This window comes from Sphingomonas soli NBRC 100801, from assembly GCF_001591025.1.
In the GTDB taxonomy this organism is placed as follows: domain Bacteria; phylum Pseudomonadota; class Alphaproteobacteria; order Sphingomonadales; family Sphingomonadaceae; genus Sphingomonas; species Sphingomonas soli.
This window is the reverse complement of sequence record NZ_BCTZ01000022.1, coordinates 1-21,792: the sequence shown is the minus strand read 5'-3', so window position 1 is coordinate 21,792 and position 21,792 is coordinate 1. Positions and strand designations below refer to the sequence as shown.

The 21,792-nt window shown below is 65.5% G+C and carries 14 protein-coding genes; 5 read left to right on the top strand and 9 right to left on the bottom strand.

Annotated elements, in window-relative coordinates; translation table 11 throughout:
* Positions 1–117 precede the first annotated feature (117 nt).
* Together rplJ and rplL are read left to right on the top strand one after the other, a co-directional pair.
* On the top strand, positions 118–633 hold the full coding sequence (rplJ, locus tag SSO01S_RS15445; RefSeq protein ID WP_066800691.1) for a 50S ribosomal protein L10: 516 nt from the start codon (positions 118–120) through the stop codon (positions 631–633).
* Between the two features lie 51 nt (positions 634–684).
* Complete coding sequence (rplL, locus tag SSO01S_RS15440) at positions 685–1,068, top strand: 50S ribosomal protein L7/L12 (protein ID WP_066800688.1); 384 nt, start codon at positions 685–687, stop codon at positions 1,066–1,068.
* A gap of 109 nt (positions 1,069–1,177) precedes the next feature.
* On the opposite strand, the gene SSO01S_RS15435 is transcribed toward rplL, so the two are convergent.
* Positions 1,178–2,281, bottom strand: coding sequence for a hypothetical protein (locus tag SSO01S_RS15435; protein WP_066800686.1), 1,104 nt, complete (start codon positions 2,279–2,281; stop codon positions 1,178–1,180).
* A gap of 115 nt (positions 2,282–2,396) precedes the next feature.
* Here SSO01S_RS15435 and SSO01S_RS15430 point away from each other — a divergent pair, with 115 nt between their 5' ends.
* Positions 2,397–4,448: an acyltransferase family protein gene (locus SSO01S_RS15430; RefSeq protein ID WP_066800683.1), complete on the top strand. Its 2,052-nt coding sequence runs from the start codon at positions 2,397–2,399 to the stop codon at positions 4,446–4,448.
* Positions 4,449–4,463: 15 nt separating this feature from the next.
* Here SSO01S_RS15430 and SSO01S_RS15425 read toward each other — a convergent pair whose 3' ends face one another.
* From SSO01S_RS15425 to SSO01S_RS15410, 4 genes are all read right to left on the bottom strand, one after another.
* Positions 4,464–5,873 (bottom strand): M16 family metallopeptidase, encoded by a 1,410-nt coding sequence (locus tag SSO01S_RS15425; protein WP_066800680.1) that lies wholly within the window; start codon positions 5,871–5,873, stop codon positions 4,464–4,466.
* The gene (locus SSO01S_RS15420) at positions 5,873–7,264 is read right to left on the bottom strand and encodes a M16 family metallopeptidase (protein WP_066800724.1); all 1,392 of its coding nucleotides are present in this window, start codon (positions 7,262–7,264) and stop codon (positions 5,873–5,875) included. Before SSO01S_RS15420 ends, SSO01S_RS15425 begins: the two co-directional genes overlap by 1 nt.
* Before the next feature lie 63 nt (positions 7,265–7,327).
* A complete protein-coding gene (locus tag SSO01S_RS15415) occupies positions 7,328–8,197 on the bottom strand; it encodes an energy transducer TonB (protein WP_066800678.1) in 870 nt (289 codons plus the stop codon).
* A 140-nt stretch (positions 8,198–8,337) separates the two neighbouring features.
* The gene (locus SSO01S_RS15410) at positions 8,338–9,621 is read right to left on the bottom strand and encodes a hypothetical protein (RefSeq protein WP_066800666.1); all 1,284 of its coding nucleotides are present in this window, start codon (positions 9,619–9,621) and stop codon (positions 8,338–8,340) included.
* A 399-nt stretch (positions 9,622–10,020) separates the two neighbouring features.
* Here SSO01S_RS15410 and rpoB point away from each other — a divergent pair, with 399 nt between their 5' ends.
* Complete coding sequence (rpoB, locus tag SSO01S_RS15405; protein WP_066800664.1) at positions 10,021–14,175, top strand: DNA-directed RNA polymerase subunit beta; 4,155 nt, start codon at positions 10,021–10,023, stop codon at positions 14,173–14,175.
* Between the two features lie 75 nt (positions 14,176–14,250).
* Positions 14,251–18,528, top strand: coding sequence for a DNA-directed RNA polymerase subunit beta' (gene rpoC / locus SSO01S_RS15400; RefSeq protein WP_066800657.1), 4,278 nt, complete (start codon positions 14,251–14,253; stop codon positions 18,526–18,528).
* A gap of 472 nt (positions 18,529–19,000) precedes the next feature.
* Here the strand turns inward: rpoC and SSO01S_RS15395 are convergent, their stop codons facing one another.
* The 4 genes from SSO01S_RS15395 to modA form a co-directional block, all read right to left on the bottom strand.
* Positions 19,001–19,264 carry a hypothetical protein gene (locus SSO01S_RS15395; RefSeq protein ID WP_066800654.1) on the bottom strand — a complete coding sequence of 88 codons (264 nt, stop codon included), beginning with the start codon at positions 19,262–19,264 and terminating at the stop codon, positions 19,001–19,003.
* Positions 19,265–19,621: 357 nt separating this feature from the next.
* Positions 19,622–20,227: an ATP-binding cassette domain-containing protein gene (locus SSO01S_RS15390; protein WP_066800651.1), complete on the bottom strand. Its 606-nt coding sequence runs from the start codon at positions 20,225–20,227 to the stop codon at positions 19,622–19,624.
* On the bottom strand, positions 20,217–20,906 hold the full coding sequence (gene modB / locus SSO01S_RS15385) for a molybdate ABC transporter permease subunit (RefSeq protein WP_066800648.1): 690 nt from the start codon (positions 20,904–20,906) through the stop codon (positions 20,217–20,219). Before modB ends, SSO01S_RS15390 begins: the two co-directional genes overlap by 11 nt.
* Positions 20,906–21,658, bottom strand: a complete 753-nt coding sequence (gene modA / locus SSO01S_RS15380) for a molybdate ABC transporter substrate-binding protein (protein WP_157073804.1) — start codon at positions 21,656–21,658, stop codon at positions 20,906–20,908. The genes modB and modA overlap by 1 nt, the downstream gene beginning before the upstream one ends.
* Positions 21,659–21,792 lie beyond the last annotated feature (134 nt).

Genomic DNA, 21,792 nt, shown 5'->3' with positions numbered 1-21,792 from the left:
TCGCTCTGTGCAGCGCGTTCGGGTCATGCCCGGGATCTCCCGGCCGCGACGATCATGCTCCCTCGGACATCAGTGAACCGGGTTTCCCGCAAGGGAGACTCATATGAGGAGAATGGCATGGATCGTGCTCAAAAGGCCGAAGCCGTCGCCGAACTGAACGCAACCTTCAACGAGGTCGGCGTGGTGGTTGTCACCCGCAACCTCGGCATGACCGTCGCCCAGTCGACTGTCCTGCGCAACAAGATGCGTGAAGCCGGCGCGACCTATAAGGTCTCGAAGAACAAGCTTGCCAAGATCGCTCTCAACGGCACCGATTATGGTTCGCTCGGCGAACTGCTGGTCGGCCCCGTTGGCCTTGCAACGTCGGTCGATCCGGTCGCCGCTGCCAAGGTCGCGATCGATTTCGCCAAGACGACCGACAAGTTCGAGATCGTCGGCGGCGCGATGGGTGCGCAGGCGCTCGACGCGGAAGGCATCAAGGCGCTCGCCTCGCTGCCGTCGCTCGACGAACTGCGCGGGAAGCTCGTTGGCCTGCTCGTTGCTCCGGCAACCAAGCTCGCAACGATCACCCAGGCACCTGCGGCGCAGATCGCACGCGTCCTCTCGGCACATGCCGAAAAGAACGCAGCGTAAATCTTTTTCGAGATCTATCTTTCAACAAATTGATTTGAATGGAGTTTTATCATGGCTGACCTGAACAAGATCGTCGACGACCTTTCGGCTCTCACCGTCCTCGAGGCTGCTGAGCTCTCGAAGCTGCTCGAAGAGAAGTGGGGCGTTTCGGCCGCTGCTGCTGTTGCAGTTGCCGGTCCGGCCGCTGGCGGCGCCGCTGCCGGTGGTGCGGCTGCTGAAGAGCAGACCGAGTTCGACGTGATCCTCACCGGCGACGGTGGCAAGAAGATCAACGTCATCAAGGAAGTCCGCGCCATCACCGGCCTCGGCCTGACCGAAGCCAAGACCCTGGTTGAGTCGGCTCCGAAGGCTGTCAAGGAAGGCGTGTCGAAGGACGAAGCCGAGAAGATCATGAAGCAGCTCGAAGAAGCCGGCGCGACCGTCGAGGTTAAGTAAGCCGCTGCGCCTCCGGGCGCTCGGGCTTGCTCTCGCGAGCGGGAACGGCTTCTGCTTCATGGCAGACGAACAGAAAGGGCGGTCCCTCGGGGCCGCCCTTTTTTGTATTTCAGGAAGCGGGCCTATAGCGGCTAGCGGCGAACGGCCCGCGCGGCTGGCCGCGATCGAGCCATACCGGACCTGGCTTGCGGCTCGGCCCTGCGCCGCCCAGCATGAAGCTTGCGCCAAAGCGGCGGATGCTGAGCCCGCCCCGCCAGCGCAGGTCGATCGCGACGATCGGCACGAACATCGGCCGTCCGCCCAAATCCACCACGTGCAGCGCCTCGCGCGGCAGCATGAGCTGCACCGGCACCCGCCCGCCAGCACCTGCGGCCAGATCGAAGGGCGTGTCGGCCTGCGCGATCTGCGATCCGTTCAGGAACGCCGCGATCTGCGAATCCTGGCGCGGGCTGGCGCTGATCGCCGCCGCCGTCATGCGGATCCCCTCCGCAGCGGTGCCGCTGGTGTTCGCTATCAGCAGCTCGATCCCGATCAGCACCTGATGCTCGCCAATCTCGACGCTCACCGGCTGCACCGCGATGTCGAAAGGCTCGGCGGCGGACGGCTGGGGCAGCGTGATGCGCGGGCTGGGGCCACGAACCGGTGGCATCGGGGACGCCAGCGCAGCGGGCAAGGGTTCGGCCTCCGCTTCCGGCCGCCTGCGCCGCGCCAGCAGCCATCCGGCCAAACCGATGGCAGCGGTCGCGCCCGCCCCGATCAGCGCCCATAGCCAGGGAGGCCCGCCCGAAGCCTCGTCCGCGGCTGGCGTGGCGATCACCTGTGGCTGCGCGGGCGTCACAATGGGCGACGGCGTCGTCACCGGCACGAGCGAGGGCGTCGCCACCGGGCGAGGCGTTGGCGTCGCAACCGCCTGCGGCGCAGGCGCAAGGCGCACCGGCTCCCGCAAGGGCGCCCGTGGCGTGGGAGAGGCGGCGGCCGCATTTGGCGTGGGCACGAGCGCAGGCGCTGCCGTCGGAACCGGTGTCGGCGTCTGGGTCGGCGGCCCGATGCTGAAGCGTTCGGGCACGATCGCCGGAAGGATCGTCACCGGCGGCCGCGTCGGAGAGGGGGTTGGCGCGGGTGCGGGCGAAGGGGCCGTCTGCTGGGCGTGCGCCGGAAGCGCCGCGAACGCGACGATCAGACCCGGCAGATATTTGCCCGCATGCACGGACACCGGGGTAATACCGCGAAAATGAATTGAAACTGCACGCCCGCACCTGCCCGCCTCGGTCCGCCGCACGCGCAGGGCGGATTGTCGGGCACGCCTGCCTGGCTTAGGCGTGGGGGCGATGAACGCAGCCACAGACAGGCCGGGGCAGCTCGGCTATATTCCGGCGATAGATGGCCTGCGCGCGGTCGCGGTCGTCTCGGTCATCCTTTTCCACCTCTGGCCCCGGCTGCTGCCGGGCGGCTTCACCGGCGTCGATATCTTCTTCGTGATCTCGGGCTTCGTGGTGACCGGTTCGCTGATGGGGCGCGACTTCGCCAGCCTCGGCGAGCTCGCGCGCTGGTTCTATGCGCGCCGACTGGTGCGGATCATGCCCGCGCTCGTCGTCATGCTGCTGGTCACCATCCTGGCCACGCAATTGTTCGTGCCCCAGGCATGGTTGAGCAATTCGATCGCACAGGTTGGCCGTTTTGCATTCTTCGGGCTCAGCAACATCGTCCTGGCGATCGACACGGAAACCTATTTCGGCCCCCAGGCGGCCTATAATCCCTTCACCCACACCTGGTCGCTCGGCGTGGAGGAGCAATTCTACCTGCTCTTCCCGCTCCTATTGTTCTGGCACCAGCGGCTCCACATGGGGAGCCGCGCGATACGCTGGGTGGCCATCCTGACGGGCGTTTCGTTGCTAATCTGCGCGGTGCTGGGCTTCTTTGCCCCCAAATTCGCCTTCTACCTGATCTTCTCGCGCTTCTGGGAACTGGGCGCGGGCATGCTGTTGTGCCTCACCCGCGATCAATGGCTGGGCTGGGGAAAGCGGCAGGCATGGCTCGCCCCGGTATCCGTGCTGGTGATCGCCGCCGGCTTCGCGATTTCCGAAGGTCCGCTCTTCCCCTCCCCGTTCGCTTTGTTGCCCGTGCTGGGCACTCTCGGGCTGATCGCCGCGATCTGCGCAGGCGGCGCGTCGCGCGTACTGGGGAGCAAGCCGTTCGTCGCGATCGGCCTGCTCTCTTACTCGCTCTATCTCTGGCATTGGCCAGTATTCGTGCTGTTCCGCTGGACCGGCGGGCTCCACACGATCGTCCTCCAGCTAACCGCGCTTGCGCTGGCGATCGTGCTGGCGATCCTGTCTTATTTTCTGGTCGAAAAGCCTTTGCGCAGCAGCAAGCGCATCCTGGCCGCCTCGCGGGGACGCGTCGTCGCGGGCATCTCGCTCGCCGTGATCCTTGCCGCGCTGGGCGGGCACGCAATGTTCGCCGCGCATGACCGCATCACGCTCAGCGTCACCGGCGATCGCGCCGCCTGGTATGCCGATCCGGATCGGCCGCTCGACCCGGCGCGCAGCCACTGCGCCGTCACAACCAGCGTCGAAAAGCTCGGCGGGGGCAAGGTGAATGTCTGGACGCCAGTCGCCTGCTCCACGCCGCCTGCGGGCTTCGCATTATTCGCACCGGGGGATTCGCACGGTGTCGCCTACACCCCCGCGCTTCGCCAGCTCGCCGCCGATCTGGGCGTGCCGGTGCGGCTCTATTTCAGGCCTGGCTGTCCTTATCTCAAGCTGATCGAAAGCCACGCCTCGCGCCCGCGCTGCGCGCCCTTTTACGATGCCGTGCTCGCCGATATCCGGGCAAGGGCGCAGCCCAACGATATCGTTTTCCTGCCCGGCCTCCGCCTCACCCGCATCGCCAATCATTGGGCGGGCGATCGCGATGCGGTAGGGCCTGCGGGAGACGTGGTGAGCGACGCGACGCTAGAGGAAGCCCGCCAGTTGCTCAGCCAGCTTGGAAGCGGCGGCGCGAAACTGGTGCTGGAAGCGCCCAAACCGATCTTCCCCAGCCCCACCTTCCGCTGCGCCGACTGGTTCAACCGCGACAATCCGATCTGCCGGGGGCTCACCATCGATCATGATACGATGCTCAAGCACCGCCGCACCGCAATGCGCGCGATGAGCACCCTTGCCGCGCGCGTGCCGGGCGTGACGCTCTGGGATTCGCTCCCCGTGCTGTGCCCCGGCGAAACCTGTCAGGCGCTTCCCGGCGGCCGGCCATTGTTCTTCGACGGCGATCACATCTCGGGCCTCGGCAATGATCTGCTCTACCCCGAACTCAAACAGGCGCTGCTCAGCGTCGTGCCAAAGCAATTAAAAAGCCGTCATCCCGACCTTGGGCCAGGATGACGTTGCTATGTTGCATTAGGGCACCTCCACCGTTTCGAACGGCAACTTCGCCAGCTCGGGCAGCGCCTTGAGCTGCGGCTCGACTGTCTTGAGATCGCCCACCACAACGAGCGTGAGCTTGTCGAGCGGGTAGCCCGCCTTGGCAAATGCCTGCATCTGGTCCGGCCCGACTGCCAGCACCGCAGGTACGTAGCGATCGGTCCAGTCCGCCGGCAGGCCGAGCAGGTCGCGGCTCGCAAGCGTGCCGATCACGGCACCTGAGGTCGAGTTCTGGATCGAGAACAATCCGGCCATATAGGTCCGGATGCCCTTGGACTCGACGTCAGACGCAGGTTCGTCCTGCATCCGCCGGATTTCCTTGAACACCTCGGTCAGCGCCGGGCCGGTCTGGGCAGTCGTCACGTCCGCCTCGAAGGTCCACAGCGCATCGCCCGGCTGGAACGCCACGCCCGATCCCGGCGAATAGGTGTAGCCCTTGTCCTCGCGGATATTGGTGGTGATGCGCGAGCTGAACGCGCCGCCCAGCAGCGAGTTGGTCACGCGCTGCGGGATGTCGCTCTCGCTGCCCGCAAGCTGCGCGTCAAAGGCTAGCCGCAGCGTCGTCTGCGGCGCCCCCGGGCGGTCGACCAGGATCACCTTCGGGCCGGGCCTATGCGGTGCCGCGATCGTAAGCGGCTCGGGACCCGCGGCCCAGCCCGTGAAGGCGCTGGAAATCGCCGCCTTCACGGCGGCGGGATCGAACTTGCCCGCGATGTAGAGATGCGCCCGCTTCGCGCCGAACTGGCTGGCATGGAACGCCTTCACCTGATCGATCGTGTAGCTGGCGAGCTGCGCCTGGGTCGGCACGAGGCGGCCATAGGCGTGGTCGGGGCCATAGATGGTGCGCCCCAGCGCGATGTCCGCAAGTGTCCCGGGCTGCGCGAGCGCCTGCGACAATTGGCGGCCCAGATTGGCCTTCACACGCGCAAGCTCGCTCGCCGGCAAATCGGGCTTGATCGCAACCTGGCCGATCAGCGAGATCGCATCGGGGGCGTATTCAGAGAGCACGTTCATCGTGATCGCGGTGGTCTGCTGGCCCACGCCCAGGTTCAGGTCGCCTCCCATGCTGGCGGCGGCGGTGGCGAGTTGTCCGGCGGTGCGCCCCCCTGCCCCTTCCTTCATCATCGCGCCGGTCAGGTCGGCGAGCCACACCGTATCGCCCTCGATCGCGCTCCCCGCGCGAACGCGCAGCGAAACCACCGTCTTGGGGGCGATGCCATAGGGCACCAGCGTGACCGTCATGCCGTTGGGCAGGCGATACGTCTCGGTCGCGGGCAGCTTGAACGGCTTGGGGTCCGCGATCGGCGGCGCGGGCGGGAAATTGTCCTGCGCCAGCGCGGGCGTTGCGGCGAACAGCGCCGCGGTAAGCAAAAGCGCGCGCTTCATCACTTGCCTCCCTTCGGCGCCGCAGCGCCTGGCTCGACCACATAGATCGATCGATTGGTTGGGCGCAGATATTCCTGCGCAGTCTTCAGGATCAGTTCGGGGGTCACCTTGGCGAAGCCCTCTTCGATACGGTTCACTGCCCCCGGATCGTTGTCGAACAGCGCATAGACGCCCAGCAGGTTGATCAGCCCGATCCGCCCGCCGCCATCGATCGTGCCGTACAGGTCGGAACGCATCTTGGTGCGCGCGCGGGCCAGTTCGTCCGCGGTCACCTTTTTGGTGCGCAGGCCTTCGATCACTTCGTCCACCGCCTTGGTGATCTGTGCGGTCGAGCGGGTCGTGTCATGCGTGAAGCTGAAGCTCCACAGCATCGGCCCCTTGTAATCGAACATATTGCCCAGATCGCCGTTGATCCCGCCATCCACGCCGCCGGTGATGCCGGTTTCCTGGACGAGCTTGGTGTAGAGGCGGCTGTCGTCGCCCTGGAGCAGGATCTGGTCGATCAGCCCCATCGCATACCATTCGGGCGTGCCGCGTGCCGGCACGTGATAGCCAGCCGCAAAGCCGGGCTTGGGTGCCAGCGCATCGACGCGGCTCTTGAACTTCTCCACCGTCTGGCGCGGTTCGGAAATGTCGGGCTGGACCACGGGCGGCTTCTTGGCGATGCCACCGAAATACTTCTCCACCATCGCCTTGGTGGCGTCATACTCCAAATCGCCTGCGATGATCAGCACCGCGTTCGACGGACGATAGAAGGCCTCGAAGAACTCCTTCGCGTCGGGCACCGTCGCCGCTTCGATCTCGGCGAGTTCGCCGTAGAAATTGTGGCTGTTATACCAGTTGGTATTGGCCAGCATCGGCAGGTCGATCCACGGCCAGGTGCTATAGGGCTGGTTGAGGACGTTGACCTTCACCTCGTTACCGACCACGCCCTGCTGGTTCTTGAGCACCACCTCATCAATCACCGGATTGGCCATGCGATCGGCCTCCAGCCATAGCATCCGTTCCAGCGCGCCCGAGGGCACGATCTCGTAATAGTTGGTGAAGTCGAAGCGGGTAGAGCCGTTGTTCACGCCTCCCGCATTGGTGATCGTCTTGTCGAACACTCCCTTGGGCGCATGCTTCGAGCCCTGGAACATCAGATGCTCGAACAAATGCGCGAACCCCGTGCGCTCCTTGGGCTCCACGCGGAAGCCGATCCCGTAATAGACCGCAACCGTCACCGTCGGCGCGATCTCGTCCTTCGCCAGCACGACGCGCAGGCCGTTGGGAAGCGTGAAATAGCGGTGATCGACGTGCAGCTTCTCAGCGGGGGGCTTCGCGCTCTGCGCGATCGCCGGGCCGGCAAGCGCGGTGGTGGCCAGCGCAAGCGCAAGGCACATATGCTTCATGATGTTCTCCAACGGGGGACTCGGAACTGTATTAGTCTAACGATACGCCCCGTGGCGCACAACTCACTTGCGGCCTGCAAACGGTATCCGCCAAGTGAACCTAGAGACGAAAAAGGAACGCACCGGCGCACCTGTCGCATCAAGTGCCGGATTGAACCGGGCCCGCCTGCTGAGCATTTCGCAAACCTTCTTCGAAAGCAGCTCAGCCGCATCCGTCCTTTTGAATATCGCGCAATCCGTCACTGACCCCGAGGCATCGATGTCCAACCGGAAATCCACAACTCCCATCTGCCGCTTGCGCAGCGCCTCAGCGGGATAGTCATCGTCTGTAACCCATTTCGAGGGATCGCCTTTGGGTGACACCTTCCGGCTCAGCGTCATCTGAACCTGCGGACCATAGCCCCAGCGCGTGAAGAGATTGCCCATGCACACGCGCAACTGTTCGAACGGCTTGCCAAGCGAACCGAATTCCAGCTGGAGATCGGCCTGACGCACACGCCGGATCGTCACGCCGGTAAGGCGGGCCTCGTCCGCGGGCGTGATCTCCGGCCCTGAATCCATGGGCTTTTGCGGCACGAAACCATCGAGACGCACGTTGTTCATGATCAGCACCGGCGTCGTACCCGCCACGCCGCCCATGCCGGTTCGGGAGGTTGCGGCACCCAGCCCAAAATCCAGTTCAACCCGCTCGAGGCTCTCCGTTTTCGCCTGCGGTCCAAACAGGTGGAACTCGAAATTCGGGTTGAGCGAATAGCGCGAGAAGCGCACGATCGACGCGCCGTCCCCTTCGCCAAACTCCGCGTAGAGGTGGCAAGCCCCGTCGTCGGCATCGACGATCCACTTGCCAGTCCGCTTGAGGACCTGTCCTCCTTCCGCAAAGGCCGAAAGCGGCATGGTCACGCTGGCCACCAACATCGCGATTTTGCCGAGCATTCGTGCCTCCCCGTTGCACGCCAGACTAAGCGCGCCCTTACACCGCGACAATCCGTTCCAACCAGAACGGCCCGTTTCACCGCTCATGAAAAACCCGCCCTCCTTTCGGGAGAGCGGGTCTTTCGTCGCCGGCCAGAGGCTCAGGCGTGTTCGGGCACGCCGAACAGTTCCGCCTCCACCGTCTCGGTCACGAACGGACGGCTCGCGGCCAGCGGACCCACGCCGTTTTCCGAAGCGGTGCCGATCCGGAAGGCGGCGGCGGTGCGGCCCTGGCGGCCGTCGGGCAGCGTGTAGCGCGCCTCCGCGACAACGACCGGATTGAACGTGCGGCCAAGGTCGCCCTTGGGCACCGCGAGATGCGCATCCACGCGCGTGCCCTCGCCCGGCTCGATCGTCACCGGCGAGACGGCATTGTCGTCGCGATGCTCGATCATCAGGCTCTCGATCTCGCTCTCGGTCGCGCCATCGGCGAGCATGAAGGTCGAGATGCGGACGTCCTTCGCGGAGGTGTCGCCCGAATTGCCGACGGTCAGCTCGAAATCGACAACGGCCTCCTCCTTGTTGGTCCCGGCGCGAACCGGGCGCATGCCCAGCTCGATCCACGGGCGGCGTGAGACCGGCGCGGCACCATCAACGACGCCGGCAAGATCCTCCTTCTCCGGCTCGCTGATCGAAACGTCTTCGGCGGTGGCGACGGCAGCCTGCGCCTCGCGCACTTCGGGCTCAGCCAGCGGGATCGCGGGCGGCAGCCCGGCAAAAGCGGGCTCGGGCTCCACCGTCCGCGCCACCGGCTCGGCAGCGGCGCGGCGCTCGAACGGAGCCGCCACCGGCGCAACAGCCGCCGGCTCGCGATGCTCCTCGACATATTCCGGATCGCGGCGGCGCATCAGCATCGCTGCGGCAATGCCCGCGATCACCAGCGCGATGCCGCCCAGCAGCCAGCCCCAGGCGATCCCGCCGCGTTCATTCTCGCTGGTCGTGGCGACGCTGGTTTCCAACGGCTGGGTTTCGACCACCGGCGGCGGCGTGACAGCTTTGGGCACTGCCGCCACCGGCGCGGCGGGCGTCTCCGTTACGGGACCGGGCGCCGGCGCAGCGACCGGCGCTGGCGCAGCCTCGCGCACCGGTGCCGCCGCCCGCACCGGGGCGGCGCTACGCGTCTGGCGCGTCGTCGTCGCCGTCGTGCGCGCCGGTGCCGCTGGCGTCGTCGCCACAGGCGTCTCGGGTACGGCCTGCACGACCGGCGCTTGCGGCTGCATCTGGATCACGCGCTGCGCCGGTGCCGCAGGCGTGGGCGCGGGCGTCACCATGATCGGCGGCGGCGTCACCGTCTGCGCCGGCACGTCCTGCGCAAAGGCCGGGGTTGAAAGGAGCGCGGCACCGATAAACAGCGCGGCGCGGGGGCGGATTGTTGGGCTCTTCATCATATCGCAGGTTAAATGAGTGGAACCCGCCTGCGGGGCCGCGCGCTGCGCCGGGCCGTGGCGTTAAAACGATGAAAAGCAGCATTAATTCGCCATTCAGGCGCCGAAGAGGCGCACGCTTTTCCCCGCAAAAGGTTCCTGCCCGGCGTTTGACACTTTCCTACATCGCGCCTATATGCGGCCTACACCCCAGCACCGGGAAATGACTCGCCGTCGCGCAGCGGGTCGATCGAATTGGCACTGGGGGATCTATAAGGACGCTGGAGCTGCCGAATTCCCGGATGGGAGTCGCGCGGCTTTTTCGCGTCCTTTTGCACGTCCCGGCCCCGGAAAGAGGCACCGAAATTACGCCCGCCCCGGCACCGGGGCAAGATTATTGGCTGCGAGGCACAAACACACATGGCTACCAAGGCGATCGAAAGCGGCACGATGAAGCGCCGCATCCGCAAGGTGTTCGGCAACATCCACGAAGTGGTGCAGATGCCGAACCTGATCGAGGTTCAGCGCGAATCCTACGAACAGTTCCTGCGGAGCGATCCCTCGATCGGCTACGTCTCGGGCCTGGAAAAGACCCTGCGCTCGGTCTTCCCGATCCGCGACTTCGCCGGCACCGCCGAGCTCGATTTCGTGACGTACGAGCTTGAAGATCCTAAGTTCGACGTCGAGGAATGCCGTCAGCGCGGCATCACCTATGCGGCGCCGATGCGCGTCACCCTGCGCCTGATCGTGTTCGAGGTGGATCCGGATACGGAAGCCCGGTCGGTCCTCGATATCAAGGAGCAGGACGTTTACATGGGCGATATGCCGCTCATGACCGAGAATGGCACCTTCTTCATCAACGGCACCGAGCGCGTCATCGTTTCGCAGATGCACCGTTCGCCGGGCGTGCTGTTCGATCATGACCGCGGCAAGACCCATGCCTCGGGCAAGTATCTCTTCGCGGCGCGCGTCATCCCCTATCGCGGCTCGTGGCTCGATTTCGAGTTCGACGCGAAGGACATCGTCAACGTTCGCATCGATCGCAAGCGCAAGCTGCCGGTCACCACCCTGCTCTACGCGCTGGGCCTGAACGCCGAGGACATCCTCAACTATTTCTACAACCGCGTGACCTATGTCCGCGGCCCGAACGGCTGGCAGATTCCGTTCGCCGCCGAAAACTGGCGCGGCGCGAAGCCGATGTTCGACATCGTCGATGCCAAGTCGGGCGAAGTGATCTTCCCCGCCGGCCAGAAGATCAGCCCGCGCGCCGCCAACAAGGCTGCGAAGGACGGTCTCGAGACGCTGCTGATCCCGACCGAGGAAATCTTCGGCCGCTATTCGGCATATGACCTGATCAACGAATCGACCGGCGAGATCTATATCGAGGCGGGCGACGAAGTTTCGGCCGAGAATCTCGAAAAGCTCGACGCCGCCGGCATCGAGCGCCTCGAGCTGCTCGACATCGATCACATCTCGACGGGTCCGTGGATCCGCAACACGCTCTTCGCCGACAAGGCCGAGGAGCGCGAACAGGCCCTGTCCGACATCTACCGCGTCATGCGCCCCGGCGAACCGCCGACGCTTGAGACGGCGGAAGCTCTGTTTGGCGGCCTGTTCTTCGATCCGGAGCGCTATGATCTCTCGGCCGTGGGCCGCGTGAAGCTCAACATGCGCCTCGATCTCGACGCCGAAGACACCGTCACCACGCTGCGCACCGAGGATATCCTCGCCGTGGTCAAGACGCTCGTCGATCTGAAGGACGGCAAGGGCGAAGTCGACGATATCGACAATCTCGGCAATCGCCGCGTCCGCTCGGTGGGCGAGCTGCTCGAGAACCAGTACCGCGTCGGCCTGCTCCGCATGGAGCGCGCCGTGAAGGAGCGCATGTCCTCGGTCGACGTGTCGACGGTCATGCCGAACGACCTGATCAACGCGAAGCCGGCGGTTGCCGCGGTTCGCGAATTCTTCGGCTCGTCGCAGCTCTCGCAGTTCATGGATCAGACCAATCCGCTGTCGGAAGTCACCCACAAGCGCCGCGTCTCGGCGCTCGGGCCGGGTGGTCTGACGCGTGAGCGCGCGGGCTTCGAAGTCCGCGACGTTCATCCGACGCACTATGGCCGTATCTGCCCGATCGAAACGCCGGAAGGCCCGAACATCGGTCTGATCAACTCGCTGGCCTCGTTCAGCCGCGTCAACAAGTATGGCTTCATCGAAACGCCGTACCGCAAGATCGTGGACGGCAAGGTCACCGACGAAGTCGTCTATCTCTCCGCAATGGAAGAGGCGAAGCACACGATCGCACAGGCGAACGCTGAGCTCGACGCCGAAGGCCGTTTCACTGAAGAGCTGGTTTCGGCGCGTCAGGCAGGCGAATTCCTGATGGCCCTGCCCGAGCAGATCACGCTGATGGACGTCAGCCCCAAGCAGCTCGTCTCGGTCGCTGCGTCGCTTATTCCGTTCCTGGAAAACGACGACGCAAACCGCGCGCTGATGGGCTCGAACATGCAGCGTCAGGCCGTTCCGCTCGTCCGCGCCGAAGCGCCGTTCGTCGGCACCGGCATGGAAGAAACCGTCGCCCGCGATTCCGGGGCCGCCATCTCGGCACGCCGCTCGGGCGTGGTCGATCAGGTCGATGCCTCGCGTATCGTGATCCGCGCAACGGGTGACGTCGATGCCGGGGAATCGGGCGTCGATATCTACACGCTGATGAAGTTCCAGCGTTCGAACCAGTCGACCTGCATCAACCAGCGTCCGCTGGTGAAGGTCGGCGAATATGTGAACGCTGGCGACGTGCTGGCCGATGGTCCGTCGACCGAGTTCGGCGAGCTGGCGCTGGGCCGCAACGCGCTCGTCGCGTTCATGCCCTGGAATGGCTACAATTACGAAGACTCGATCCTGATCTCCGAGCGCATCGTGAAGGACGACGTGTTCACGTCGATCCATATCGACGAGTTCGAAGTCATGGCGCGCGACACCAAGCTCGGGCCGGAAGACATCACCCGCGATATCCCGAACGTCGGCGAGGAAGCGCTCCGCAACCTCGACGAAGCCGGCATCGTGTACATCGGTGCAGAGGTTGAACCGGGCGACATTCTCGCCGGCAAGATCACGCCGAAGGGCGAAAGCCCGATGACGCCGGAAGAAAAGCTCCTCCGCGCCATCTTCGGTGAAAAGGCGTCGGACGTTCGCGACACCTCGCTCCGCCTGCCCCCGGGCGTGTCGGGCACCGTTGTCGACGTGCGCGTCTTCAACCGCCACGGCATCGACAAGGACGAGCGCGCGATGGCGATCGAGCGCGAGGAGATCGAGCGCCTGAAGAAGGACTCGGACGACGAGCGCAACATCCTGAACCGCGCCACCTGGTCGCGTCTGCGGGAAATGCTGCTCGGCCAGACCGCGACCGCGACGCCGAAGGGCCTCAAGAAGGGCGCCGTCATCGACGCTGATCTGCTCGACAGCGTCGATCGCCACGAATGGTGGAAGTTCGCCGTTGCCGATGACGCGATGCAGTCGAACCTGGAGGCCGTGAAGGGCCAGTATGACGAGGCGGTGAAGAAGATCACCGAGAAGTTCCAGGATCGCCGCGAGAAGCTGGAGCGTGGCGACGAGCTGCCGCCGGGCGTGCTCAAGATGGTCAAAGTCTTCGTCGCGGTGAAGCGCAAGCTGCAGCCGGGCGACAAGATGGCCGGCCGTCACGGCAACAAGGGCGTCATCTCGCGGATCCTGCCGCAGGAAGACATGCCCTTCCTCGCCGATGGTACGCCGGTCGATCTCGTGCTCAACCCGCTGGGCGTGCCTTCGCGCATGAACGTCGGGCAGATCTTCGAGACCCATCTCGGCTGGGCTGCGCGTCAGCTCGGCCAGCAGATCGGCGTCGCGCTCGAGGATTGGCGCCATGCCAATCCGGACGCAAAGGGCGGCGACATGCCCGATGCGGTCAAGGCGCGGCTCCGCGAAGTCTATGGCGACCATTATGTCGACGAGATCGAGGCACGTTCGGCCGAGCAGATCGTCGAGCTGGCGCAGAACCTGAAGCCCGGCGTGCCGATGGCCACTCCGGTGTTCGACGGTGCGCGTGAGGCCGACGTCTCCGACATGCTGAGCCTCGCCGGGCTCGACACGTCGGGCCAGTCGGATCTGTTCGACGGCCGTACGGGCGACAAGTTCGATCGCAAGGTGACCGTGGGCATCATCTACATGCTCAAGCTGCACCACCTTGTGGACGACAAGATCCACGCGCGTTCGATCGGGCCGTACAGCCTCGTCACCCAGCAGCCGCTGGGCGGTAAGGCGCAGTTCGGCGGCCAGCGTTTCGGTGAAATGGAAGTCTGGGCGCTCCAGGCATATGGCGCCGCCTATACGCTGCAGGAAATGCTGACGGTGAAGTCCGATGACGTGGTCGGTCGCACCAAGGTCTATGAAGCGATCGTCAAGGGCGACGACACCTTCGAGGCCGGCATTCCGGAGAGCTTCAACGTTCTCGTCAAGGAAATGCGCTCGCTGGGCCTCAACGTCGAACTCAAGAACGACGAGCCGGGCGTGGACGACGACGGCATCGCGATCGCAGCGGAATAAGGGATCTGGGCGTCACCTGTGGGTGGCGCCCTTCCCCGCCCGCCCAGAGATTTGTCCTCCCGAGAGGAAAAAGTAATGAACGAACTGACCAACTTCGCGAACCCGGTGGCCAAGCCGGAAACCTTCGACCAGATCCAGATCGGCATCGCATCGCCGGATCGCATCCGCTCGTGGTCGTTCGGCGAGATCAAGAAGCCGGAAACCATCAACTATCGCACGTTCAAGCCCGAGCGTGACGGCCTGTTCTGCGCGCGCATCTTCGGTCCGATCAAGGATTACGAATGCCTGTGCGGCAAGTACAAGCGCATGAAGTACAAGGGCATTGTCTGCGAAAAGTGTGGCGTCGAGGTCACCGTCTCGAAGGTCCGCCGTGAGCGCATGGGCCATATCGAGCTCGCCGCTCCCGTCGCGCACATCTGGTTCCTCAAGTCGCTGCCATCGCGCATCGGCCTGCTGCTCGACATGCAGCTCAAGCAGCTCGAGCGCGTGCTCTACTTCGAGAGCTACATCGTCACCGAGCCGGGCCTGACCCCGCTCGAGAAGTTCCAGCTCCTCACCGAGGACGAGCTGCTCGACGCGCAGGACGAATATGGCGAAGACGCTTTCTCGGCCGGCATCGGCGCTGAAGCGGTCAAGATCATGCTCATGGACCTCGACCTTGAAGGCGAGCGCAAGGAGCTCCTGGAGGAGCTCGCCGTCACCAAGTCGGAACTGAAGCCCAAGAAGATCATCAAGCGCCTGAAGGTCGTCGAGAGCTTCATCGAATCGGGCAACCGCCCCGAATGGATGATCCTCGACGTCGTTCCGGTCATCCCGCCCGAGCTGCGCCCGCTGGTGCCGCTCGACGGCGGCCGCTTCGCGACCTCGGATCTGAACGATCTGTATCGCCGCGTGATCAACCGTAACAACCGTCTGAAGCGCCTGATGGAGCTGCGTGCGCCGGACATCATTGTCCGCAACGAAAAACGCATGCTGCAGGAAGCCGTCGACGCGCTGTTCGACAATGGCCGCCGCGGCCGCACCATCACCGGTGCGAACAAGCGTCCGCTCAAGTCGCTGTCCGACATGCTCAAGGGCAAGCAGGGCCGCTTCCGTCAGAACCTGCTCGGCAAGCGCGTCGACTATTCGGGCCGCTCGGTCATCGTGACCGGTCCCGAGCTCAAGCTGCACCAGTGCGGCCTGCCGAAAAAGATGGCGCTCGAGCTGTTCAAGCCGTTCATCTACGCGCGTCTCGATGCCAAGGGTCTCTCGATGACCCTCAAGCAGGCGAAGAAATGGGTCGAGAAGGAGCGCAAGGAAGTCTGGGACATCCTGGATGAAGTCATCCGCGAGCACCCGGTTCTTCTCAACCGCGCACCGACGCTCCACCGTCTGGGCATCCAGGCGTTCGAGCCCGTCCTGATCGAAGGCAAGGCGATCCAGCTTCACCCGCTGGTCTGCTCGGCCTTCAACGCCGACTTCGACGGTGACCAGATGGCCGTCCACGTCCCGCTGAGCCTTGAGGCCCAGCTGGAAGCGCGCGTCCTGATGATGTCGACCAACAACATCCTCTCGCCCGCCAACGGCAAGCCGATCATCGTGCCTTCGCAGGACATGGTGCTGGGTCTCTACTATCTCTCGATGGAGAAGTCGGGCGAGCCGGGCGAAGGCATGCTGCTGGGCGACATGGCCGAAGTGCATCAGGCGCTCGAAGCCGGCGCCGTGACGCTGCACACCAAGGTGATCAGCCGCGTTCCGCAGACCGACGAGAATGGCGACCAGTATCTCAAGCGCTACGAGACCACCCCGGGCCGCATGCTGCTCGGCGAGTGCCTGCCCAAGTCGCACAAGGTGCCGTTCGAGACCGTCAACCGCCTCCTCACCAAGAAGGACGTGGGCGACGTGATCGACGAAGTCTATCGCCACACCGGCCAGAAGGAGACCGTGCTGTTCGCCGACGCGATCATGGCGCTCGGCTTCCGCCACGCATTCCGCGCCGGCATCTCGTTCGGCAAGGACGACATGATCATTCCGGAATCGAAGGAAGCTCTGGTCGATGAGACCCGCGCCCTCGTGAAGGACTTCGAGCAGCAGTATCAGGACGGCCTGATCACGCATCAGGAGAAGTACAACAAGGTGATCGACGCCTGGTCGGGCTGCGGCGACCGCGTTGCTTCGGCGATGATGGACGAGATCAAGGCGGTGAAGAAGCTTCCCAACGGCCGCGAGAAGGACATCAACTCGATCTACATGATGGCCCATTCCGGTGCCCGTGGCTCGCAGGCGCAGATCAAGCAGCTTGCCGGCATGCGCGGCCTGATGGCCAAGCCGTCGGGCGAGATCATCGAGACGCCGATCATCTCGAACTTCAAGGAAGGCCTGACCGTCCTTGAATACTTCAACTCCACCCACGGCGCCCGCAAGGGTCTGGCCGATACCGCGCTCAAGACGGCGAACTCGGGTTACCTCACCCGCCGTCTGGTCGATGTGTCGCAGGACTGCGTCATCATGGAGCTGGATTGCGGCACCGAGCGCGCGCTGGAGATGAAGGCGATCGTGCAGGGCGGCTCGACCATCGCGTCCCTCGGCGAGCGCATCCTGGGCCGCACCACGGCCGAGGACGTGGTCGACAAGGACGGCAAGGTCGTCATCCCCACGGGCACCCTGCTCGACGAGGCGATGATCACGCAGATCGAAGCTCTGAACATCCAGGGCATGAAGATCCGCTCGCCGCTGGTCTGCGAAGCCAAGATCGGCGTCTGCGGCAAGTGCTACGGGCGCGATCTCGCCCGCGGTACGCCGGTGAACATCGGCGAAGCCGTCGGCGTCATCGCGGCGCAGTCGATCGGTGAGCCGGGCACCCAGCTCACGATGCGTACCTTCCACATCGGCGGCGCGGCGCAGCTCAACGAAACCTCGAACCTCGAAGCCCCGGCTGATGGTAAGGTCGAGTTCCGCGACGTCCGCATGATCGTCGATCAGCGTGGCCGCCGCGTGGTCACCTCGCGTTCGGCCGAGCTGGCGATCCTCGACATGGATGGCCGCGAGCTGGCGGTGCACCGTATTCCCTACGGCGCCTATGTGCTCTTCGATGACGGCCATGTCGTCTCGCAGGGCGATCGCATGGCCGAATGGGATCCGTTCACCATGCCGGTGATCACGGAAAACCCGGGCACGGTGAAGTATGTCGACCTGATCGACGGCAAGACCATGACGGAGCAGGCCGACGAAGCGACGGGTATCACCCAGCGCGTCGTCACCGAAAACCGTGGTGCGTCGGCGAAGAAGGAAGACCTCCGTCCGCGCCTCACCCTCACCGGCGACAGCGCCGAGGAGGCCGGCCGCTACATGCTGGCGCCGGGTGCGGTGCTCTCGGTCGAGGACGGCGCGCAGGTGCAGGCTGGTGACGTTCTCGCCCGTGTCGCCCGCGAATCCGCCAAGACCCGCGACATCACCGGCGGTCTGCCACGCGTCGCCGAACTGTTCGAAGCGCGCAAGCCCAAGGAGAATGCGATCATCGCAAAGGTCTCGGGCCGCGTCGTGTTCGGCAAGGATTACAAGGCCAAGCGCAAGATCGGCATTCAGCCCGAGGATGGCGGCGAGGTCGTGGAATATCTGATCCCGAAGTCGAAGGTGATCGACGTTCAGGAAGGCGACTATGTCAAGCGTGGCGACAATCTGATCGGCGGCTCGCCCGATCCGCACGACATTCTCGAAGTGCTCGGGATCGAGCCGCTGGCGGAATATCTCGTGTCGGAAATCCAAGAAGTCTATCGACTTCAGGGCGTGAAGATCAACGACAAGCACATCGAGGTGATCGTTCGCCAGATGCTGCAAAAGGTCGAGATCACCGAGTCCGGCGATACCACGCTCCTGGTCGGCGAACAGCTCGATCGCAAGGAGATGGACGAGGTCAATGCCAAGCTGCCCAAGGGCCAGGCTCCGGCACAGGGCAAGCCGATCCTGCTCGGCATCACCAAGGCGTCGCTACAGACCAGCAGCTTCATCTCGGCGGCGTCGTTCCAGGAAACCACCCGCGTCCTCACCGAGGCTGCGGTCCAGGGCAAGCAGGACACGCTGATCGGCCTCAAGGAGAACGTGATCGTCGGCCGTCTCATCCCGGCCGGCACCGGCGCCGGCATGAACCGCCTGCGCGTCACCGCCAACTCGCGCGACGCCGCCCTCCGGGTTGCCCAGCGTGCGATGCAGGCCGCCATCGTGGCGCCTGAATCGGCGGCGCAGGAGCACGAAGCAGAGCTGGCCCGCTCGGCCCGCGACGCAGCCGGCACCGGCGACGACGCGCTCGCCGCAGTGGTTCCCTCGGGCCACGGCACCGACGCGGACGCCGGCGAGTATCTGAACGACGCGGAGTGATCCGCAAGTTCAGCCGCTCACGCGCTGAAACAGAAAAGCCGCCGCCCGGGCACCCGGACGGCGGCTTTTTCTTTGGGGCAAGCGCCTCCTCCCCACCCCGCTCTCCTCTTCTTCACCCCGGGCTCGACCCGGGGTCCCGCTTCGCACTGCACCGCCCACCCTGATCGCTCCGGAGCACAACGCCCAACCCGACCAACCACACATCCGCCGACCAAAATCAGAAACAGCGGGACCCCGGGTCAAGCCCGGTGAGACCAGAAACTAAGCAGCCCCCGTCACCCCGGCCTCCGTGCCGGGCCCCACCAAGCCACCCGCACTCCCGCCTGAGCCCCTCGCCCACCGCGCGCCGACGGGCAGATCCCGCAACAAGCCCCGGGTGAAAAAGCCCCACCACACCCCGTCACCCCGTGCTCGCCCGGGGTCCCGCTCCTTACTTCTCCGGGTAGTCACTCCACGTTGGCGCGAATGCCCCTCACTCGCCCGCCAGCTTCCCCATCGCGTCGAGATAATCCTCCGCCGCGCGCCGCGCCGCCGGGTCTTTCTCGAATGCCTCCGCGGGCAGCGGCGCAAAACCCAGCGCGTCCATCAGCGCCCAGAGCGCGAATTTACGCCCCGCGTCACGCTCGGTGCGGAAATCGATCTCCAGCCGGTGCCTGCCCTCGGCAAAGGCTGCATCGTCGATCGCCTCGGGGTCTGACGTGCCGAAATAATGGTTGAGTAGTGCGTCGAAATCCATCCCGCCTTGTCGAGCCGCACGCGACGATTTGCAACGGCGCTGCCCGGAGCGAAGCCAGATCCTGAGATCTTTAGTCGCGGAGCGCGTTGAAGGAGAGAAGCGCCCCCCCTGGCTCAAGCCCGGGCCAACACGGTGGGCGGCGGTGCGATATCTCCCCCGTCACCCCGGGCGTGCCCCGGGTCCCGCTGTTCTGGTTGCTGGCCGGTGGCGCGCGCCCTGCACGGCAAGAAGAGAAGCGGGGCATCCTCTCACCATCATCCCCGCGAAAGCGGGGACCCAAGGTTACCGAGCCACACCCTTCCTTGCTCAGCCCCCGCTCGCGGGGATGCCGCCCATCCAATCCCGATGGCGCGACCCCTACATCTCCACGATCCGCGTGCTCAGCCGCGCGGCTTCCTCACGGTCATGCGTCACCATCAGGATCGGCAGGCCGAGTTCGTCGCGCAGCCGCTCGATCAGTCGCATGATCTCCTCGCGCCGGGCGCGGTCGAGCGAGGATAGCGGTTCGTCGAGCAGCAGGAATGCCGGATCGGAAAGCAGCGCCCGCCCGATCGCCACGCGCCGCGCCTCGCCGCCCGAAAGCGTGCGCGGCCAGCGGTCGAGCAGGTGCGCGATGCCGAGCAATGCGATCGTGTCGTCCACGTCCAGCCCGCTCTCCCTGCGGCCATAGAGCAGGTTGGCGCGCACGCGCATGTGCGGAAACAGGCGCGGCTCCTGAAACACATAGCCCGCGCGGCGTTGGTCGGCGGGCACGTCCAATCCTGTGGCCGCGTCGTACAATGCCTCCCCGCTCACCCGAATATGCCCCTGATCGGGCGCGATCAGCCCGGCGACCATATTGAGCACGCTGGTCTTCCCCGCGCCCGAAGGGCCGAACAGCACCGTCAGCCCCTCCCCCGCTTCGATGCGGCAGGATATCCCGGCGTCGCCGATCCGCTTGGTCACGCTGATGTCAAAGGACATGCAGCCCCCTTCCCGCGCGGCGCGCGATCAGTTCGGAGGCGATCAGCGCGGAGAGCGAGAGCAGCACCGATATCGCGGCCAGCCGCAGCACCATCGCCTCGCCTCCCGGCGATTGGAGCGCGGCATAGATTGCTAGCGGCAGCGTCTCCGTCTCCCCCGGCACGTTCGATACGAAGGTGATCGTCGCGCCAAACTCGCCCAGCCCGCGCGCGAACCCCAGCACGGCGCCCGCGATCACGCCGGGCAGGCTCAGCGGCAGCGTGATCGTGCGGAACACCCTCCAGCGGCTCGCGCCCAGCGTGCGCCCGGCTTGCTCCAGCCTCTGGTCCACCCCCTCGATCGACAGCCGCATCGCGCGCACCATCAGCGGCAGCGCCATCACCCCCGCCGCGATCGCAGCGCCGGTCCAGCGAAACAGCACGCTCACGCCGAACCAGCTTTCCAACCAGCCACCGATCGGCCCGTGCGGCGCGAACGCGATCAGCAGCAGCCAGCCGGTGACGACGGGCGGCACCACCAGCGGGAGATGGATAAGCCCATCCACCAGCACCTTGCCCGGAAACCGCACCCGCGCGAGCAGATAGGCCAGCGCGAACGCGATCGGCAGGCATAGCAGCACCGCGACGCCGCCCACCTTGAGCGACAGCGCCACGATCCCCCATTCCTCGGGCGTGAGCATCACAGCGGGATGAAGCCGAAGCGCGCGAACACCGCCTTGCCCTCGCGGCTGATCAGGAAGCGGCGCAGCGGCTCGGCATCCGGGCTGGTCGAGGCTTTGAGGCGCGCGATCGGGTAGCGGATCGGCGGGTGGCTATCAGCCTTGAAGATCGCGGCGATCCGCACCTTGCGCGATGCGCCCGCGTCGGTCGCATAGACGATCCCGCGCGCGACTGCGCCGCGCTCGACCAGCGCCAGCGCGGCGCGGACATTCTCAGCACGCACCAGATTGGGGGAGACCGTCGGCCATTGCCCGCTCCGCTCCAGCGCCGCCTTTGCGTATCTGCCAGCAGGCACCGATGCCGGGTCGGCGATCGCCACGCGCCGGGTGCGAAGGGCGCGGAACTCGTCTTCTGGACGGGCGAGTGGTGCGTCAGCGGGGGCGACGACCACCAGCCGGTTGCCGAGCAGGGGTGCGCGGGTGCCGGGTGCGATCAGCCGGCGCCTTTCCACTTCGTCCATCCAGGCTTCGTCGGCGGAGAGGAACAGGTCCGCCGCTGCGCCTGCGATGATCTGGCGGGCCAGCGCAGGCGAGGCGGCGAAGGAGCATAGCGGGCGGGCATGGCCTTTGGCGGCCCAGCTCCGGGCGGCTGCTTCCAACGATTCCTTGAGGCTCGCCGCCGCCAGGATCAGGGGGCCGCCGCGCGGTGCGGGGTTGTTGCCCGCGAGTGTCATCGCTCCGGCACCCAGCAGCAGCTCCCGGCGGGCGATCATGAGCGGCTCTCGAACGCGAATGCGTCGAGCGCGTTCATACGCCGCGTGATTGCCTCGATATGGCAGGGAACCGGCTCCTGGCGCTCGTTGCACGCCCGCCGGGAGCTGCTGCTGGGTGCCGGAGCGATGACACT

Bases quoted from the DNA above. Each gene is read 5' to 3' on its own strand.
- rplJ (WP_066800691.1), top strand. From the start codon at position 118: ATGGATCGTGCTCAAAAGGCCGAAGCCGTCGCCGAACTGAACGCAACC.
- rplL (WP_066800688.1), top strand. From the start codon at position 685: ATGGCTGACCTGAACAAGATCGTCGACGACCTTTCGGCTCTCACCGTC.
- SSO01S_RS15430 (WP_066800683.1), top strand. From the start codon at position 2,397: ATGAACGCAGCCACAGACAGGCCGGGGCAGCTCGGCTATATTCCGGCG.
- SSO01S_RS15425 (WP_066800680.1), bottom strand. From the start codon at position 5,873: ATGAAGCGCGCGCTTTTGCTTACCGCGGCGCTGTTCGCCGCAACGCCC.
- SSO01S_RS15420 (WP_066800724.1), bottom strand. From the start codon at position 7,264: ATGAAGCATATGTGCCTTGCGCTTGCGCTGGCCACCACCGCGCTTGCC.
- SSO01S_RS15415 (WP_066800678.1), bottom strand. From the start codon at position 8,197: ATGCTCGGCAAAATCGCGATGTTGGTGGCCAGCGTGACCATGCCGCTT.
- SSO01S_RS15410 (WP_066800666.1), bottom strand. From the start codon at position 9,621: ATGAAGAGCCCAACAATCCGCCCCCGCGCCGCGCTGTTTATCGGTGCC.
- rpoB (WP_066800664.1), top strand. From the start codon at position 10,021: ATGGCTACCAAGGCGATCGAAAGCGGCACGATGAAGCGCCGCATCCGC.
- rpoC (WP_066800657.1), top strand. From the start codon at position 14,251: ATGAACGAACTGACCAACTTCGCGAACCCGGTGGCCAAGCCGGAAACC.
- SSO01S_RS15395 (WP_066800654.1), bottom strand. From the start codon at position 19,264: ATGGATTTCGACGCACTACTCAACCATTATTTCGGCACGTCAGACCCC.
- SSO01S_RS15390 (WP_066800651.1), bottom strand. From the start codon at position 20,227: ATGTCCTTTGACATCAGCGTGACCAAGCGGATCGGCGACGCCGGGATA.
- modB (WP_066800648.1), bottom strand. From the start codon at position 20,906: ATGCTCACGCCCGAGGAATGGGGGATCGTGGCGCTGTCGCTCAAGGTG.
- modA (WP_157073804.1), bottom strand. From the start codon at position 21,658: ATGATCGCCCGCCGGGAGCTGCTGCTGGGTGCCGGAGCGATGACACTC.